The 3203-nt window shown below is 43.1% G+C and carries 6 protein-coding genes and 1 pseudogene; 2 read left to right on the top strand and 5 right to left on the bottom strand.

Annotated elements, in window-relative coordinates:
- Positions 1–189, top strand: a 189-nt coding sequence (locus tag F6K57_RS41000) for a hypothetical protein (RefSeq protein ID WP_293074784.1), incomplete at its 5' end; no start/stop codon positions are given.
- Between the two features lie 78 nt (positions 190–267).
- Here F6K57_RS41000 and F6K57_RS40995 read toward each other — a convergent pair.
- On the bottom strand, positions 268–609 hold the full coding sequence (locus tag F6K57_RS40995) for a XisI protein (RefSeq protein ID WP_293074781.1): 342 nt from the start codon (positions 607–609) through the stop codon (positions 268–270).
- Positions 610–643: 34 nt separating this feature from the next.
- Positions 644–1152 (bottom strand): annotated as a pseudogene (locus F6K57_RS40990) (XisH family protein).
- Between the two features lie 391 nt (positions 1153–1543).
- Here F6K57_RS40990 and F6K57_RS40985 point away from each other — a divergent pair.
- Entirely contained in the window at positions 1544–1657 is a 114-nt protein-coding gene (locus tag F6K57_RS40985; RefSeq protein WP_198954332.1) for a type II toxin-antitoxin system HicB family antitoxin, read from the top strand.
- Here F6K57_RS40985 and F6K57_RS40980 read toward each other — a convergent pair.
- The 3 genes from F6K57_RS40980 to F6K57_RS40970 form a co-directional block, all read right to left on the bottom strand.
- Entirely contained in the window at positions 1654–1782 is a 129-nt protein-coding gene (locus tag F6K57_RS40980) for a hypothetical protein (RefSeq protein WP_293074778.1), read from the bottom strand. The genes F6K57_RS40985 and F6K57_RS40980 overlap by 4 nt on opposite strands.
- Before the next feature lie 355 nt (positions 1783–2137).
- On the bottom strand, positions 2138–2593 hold the full coding sequence (locus F6K57_RS40975; protein ID WP_293074775.1) for a hypothetical protein: 456 nt from the start codon (positions 2591–2593) through the stop codon (positions 2138–2140).
- A gap of 100 nt (positions 2594–2693) precedes the next feature.
- Complete coding sequence (locus F6K57_RS40970) at positions 2694–2831, bottom strand: hypothetical protein (protein ID WP_293074773.1); 138 nt, start codon at positions 2829–2831, stop codon at positions 2694–2696.
- Positions 2832–3203: the final 372 nt, after the last annotated feature.

Below are 3203 nucleotides of genomic sequence, written 5' to 3'. Positions count from 1 at the left end.
AAGCAAGGGGAAGCCGCCATGGCAGAAGCGGAAGCCAATCATCCCCGACCTGCGCTGAAATATCTTAGTGAATGCTTTAACTTATCCTTGTTTGAAGAAAAGATTTTACTCCTGTGTGTGGCCATGGAGTTAGATCCTCTTGCCCACCCTACAAGACTTCCTACACTCTCTCGAACATTAAAGGGGTAGGGTGGGCAAATTCTGATTATTTGACCAGATCAGCAGTGATCATGTCCATTTGCCCACCAAATAATATCAAGCGATCACCTAAGCAACAGCAAAATCTGTGTATTGTCGCATTTTTGGCTCATGAAATGCTAAGACAATATCCTCTTTGGGAACTCCAACACGGACAAGGTCGGTAGCAATTCCTTCTTCTGTCCAGTCTTCCTCAATCCAAAATTTCCCTTCTCGAAGACGCACATAAACGGTCATTCCCGTAATTATTTCTCCATTTTGCCATCCTAAATTCATCCAAATATAGTGACCATTTGCTTCATCCGCAATCAGAAAATTATCAATCGCCTCCTGAGAACGTTTTTGACATAATTTGATATAGTCATTTAATAGTTGTTTAATAATTTTGGGGTATTGGGCTAATTTATCCATTGTCTTACCTCTTCTAATTCAGTATCTACAAGAATTAAGGTAAGTTTAGAGGATATCTGAAAAGTTTTTTGATACTGAATTTTGCCCCCCTAGCCCCCCAATTCTGGGGGGAACAAGAATCTATTTGCTGGTAAAAGTCCCCCAAAATTGGGGGATTTAGGGGGCTTAGGTGTAGCAAATTAGACTTCTCAGACAACCTCTGATGTCTAATGACGATTAATTGAATCACATCTTGAGTAAAAAAGTTTTTGTAGGCAATGCTACTAATAGCTAGATAAAGTTTTCGTTCAGGTGCAGTTTCATCCAGAAGATAGCGATAGATATCGTATTGACCAAGAGCTTCTTTTAAATCTTGCAATTTTGATGTACCGACAAAGCTTTTGACTTCAACCACAAGTTTTTGTTCATTTCGTTGAACCGCAATCGGGCCTTCAGCCCCTAGATCGGCATAGAGTTTTGTTTTTCTATATTCAATAATATAGGGTCGTCAGTGATTATCCATCCATCTTTAATCAGTGCATTTTTCACAGCCTTATGAATCATATCCAGTTTCGGCATGATCAATGGAAGTAAAGTATAAACTTTTGATAAAAGCTGATCGCATTTTAATCTTAGCTCAACAACACACCATGATAAAATTAGGGTGTGTTAGCTCCCCAGTTGAGGCAAGCAATCCCAACAAATACTTACTGAAAAAAAAGGGGATGGTGTTGGGTTTTACTCTCCCATAGAATCGATCAGTTTTATCAAAACTATTGATTCGCTCAACCCAACCTACAAGATTAGCGATCGCACTACTCCCTACTCCCTACTCCCTACTCCCTTTGCTATAGATTACAAACAACTTTAAAACCTATGGACAACAACACTAAACAAATTTAAATTATACAGTTATTTTGTAGAATCAGAGGGAGGTTATCACGCTTTTTGTCGGATCCTAAAAGGTTGTCATTCTCAAGGGGATTCTTTTGAAGAGGGAATCGAGAATATTACAGAAGCTATTGAGTTATATATTGAAAGTTTAAAGGCTGATAATCAGGCAATCTAGCGAGAAGATTTAATTGTGAAGCCATTAAGTATCTTGGCATGAGTAATTTTACCAGTATCAAACCTAAAGCGATCGCATTTAGAGAAGGGTTTGGTGGGCAAATAATGAGAATTTGACCATTCCAACAGTTATAGTATCCATTTGCCCACCCGACAAGATTAGCGTACGCACTTATTGAACCTCCCCACCCGTCGCAGGGATGGGGATTCCCAGGCACAGCCGTGGGCGACTGTTATCGACCTGGGCGTGACTTTCCCGCGCACCGAACTCGCCCCGCGTGGCCTATGGCCAGGGTAGCTGAGTAGGGTCTTTTGCCCTGTTTTTTTGAGACCCTTACTTTTTCTATTAACACTATTTGAGACGGAATATTCATCCCCGACCTAATTCGACGGGGTATTCTTTTCCCTCTCAAACTCTCCCACTCTGATAAAATTCCCCAAACTCCCCATCACCCCATCTCCCCATCACCCCATCTCCCCATCACCCACTCACCGTTAGCTTCTGGGTCGAGTAAAAAACAGGAGGTGTAACTGTCCGATTCACCAGTAAGCTGTCAACTCCATCCACCCGCAAGCGCACCCAGTAATCCCCAGCAGCAATACCGGTGATATCAAAAACGAGGCTATTGGTCTTCTGGTCTGGTGATGGGTCAGAAGAAGTAGTGGTCACTGATGGCAAAAATTCCGACAAGGGTAACAATTCGCGTCCGCCTAACAAAAACCCTACCTGTTGTCCTAGGATCACTGATGAAGTGTCTGGCTTCCCTAACCATACCGGTGGATTACAGGTCAAGGTCAACTGCTGCTGGTTTCCGGTAGTTGTAGATATAGTCATCTCCTCGATGATCTTAGGCGCTAGGGAAAAGGAGAGAGCATTAGTCACTTGTTGCTTGCCATTGCGCTTAACCCTAACTGTTACTGTATAAAACCCAGCCAACCATTGATTAGCGTCAACAGGAAGCTCAACTTCTAGAGTGGTAGCTGTACTCCTTTTTAGCTAATTAATCAATAATGTGTCAAATTCCCACAGGAAAAAATTATGCGAACGCATTAGGGAGTAGGGAGTAGGGAGTAGGGAGTAGGGAGTAGGGAGTAGGGAGTAGGGAAATCAGAAGACGAACAGGTAAATGCGATTGACCGTTCGCGAAGCGTTGGGCTTTGCCCGTGCATGTCAAGCTTCGCGATTAGCCGTAGGCCACGCGGGGCGCGATCGCTTTTCCTAATTGAGTAATCAATCCCTAGTCAACTGTACTGCCACAATGGCAAACTAATTAAGTCAATCAAGTCTGACATTGTACCAAGCTGGGTATCGTTGATCATATAGCCATTGGCAGCAGATGATGTAACAAGGAAAATTCGATAACCTTAACCTTAATTGGCAATAATCAATAGCTTAGGTTAAAAGCCAACTATTCTACTCCCGACTCCCGACTCCCGACTCCCGACTCCCGACTCCCGACTCCCGACTCCCTACTCCCTACTTCCTACTCCCTACTCCCTACTCCCTATTCCCTATTCCCTACTCCCTACTCCCTGTTCTGTTTCCT

Source organism: Moorena sp. SIO4A5 (genome assembly GCF_010672005.1).
Lineage (GTDB): Bacteria > Cyanobacteriota > Cyanobacteriia > Cyanobacteriales > Coleofasciculaceae > Moorena.
The sequence above is the reverse complement of the archived record's forward strand: the minus strand, read 5'-3'. Positions and strand labels throughout refer to the sequence as shown.

What these genes read in the sequence shown, in the direction of transcription:
- F6K57_RS40995 (WP_293074781.1), bottom strand. Translation starts at nt 609, where the DNA reads ATGGATAAATTAGCCCAATACCCCAAAATTATTAAACAACTATTAAAT.